At 38.6% G+C, this 720-nt stretch carries 1 protein-coding gene; it reads left to right on the top strand.

Annotation, left to right across the window (positions count from 1 at the left end):
* Nucleotides 1-720 (top strand): hypothetical protein (locus ACFIO3_RS14710; RefSeq protein ID WP_375704740.1); only part of this gene is annotated, 720 nt, incomplete at both ends.

Raw genomic sequence — 720 nt, forward strand, 5'->3', positions numbered from 1 at the left:
TCAAGATAGCCTTTATCTTTCTTCAAAAGATGAAAAAAAACTCCGTTCTATTGCACGGCGGACATGGCTTTATTATGCAACTTTTGTCAATGCACAAAACAACCATTTGCCTCCTGATAATTTTCAAGAAGATCCTGAACCTCTTGTTGCTCAACGTACATCGCCTACGAATATTGGCGTTTATCTCCTTTCTATTATTGCAGCACGTGATTTTGGCTGGATTGGTTTTGAAGAGACCATCACACGTATTGAATGTACATTACACTCTCTTGCAAAAATGGAAAAGTTTCGTGGTCATCTCTATAATTGGTATGAAACGGATACACTCAGACCTCTTTTACCTACTTATGTATCAACCGTTGATTCAGGGAATCTTGCCGGTCATTTGGTAACACTCTCTTCTGCTTTAAGTGAATGGGCTGAAAAACCTCATATTTTTTTTCAAAGTGACCGAGAAGGCTTATCGGATGTTCTTGCTATTCTTGAAGAAACTGTCAGAGAAATTCCAGATCATAAACCCAGTTTACGATCTTTACGCCAAAAAATCGAAGAAAACATTACTCGTTTTCATGATTCTGTCTTCACTTTTATAGAACAAGAAAATACGATCTCTTCTCACGTCATGGAGCTTTCACAGGCAGCTCACGATATTGTGCACTTAGTCGGTGAATTTGATCAAAAAATTCAAACGATAGAATCTGCTCGTGCGCTCTCTTGGGC

The sequence above is a fragment of the Bartonella sp. AD328YNZD genome, assembly GCF_042196425.1.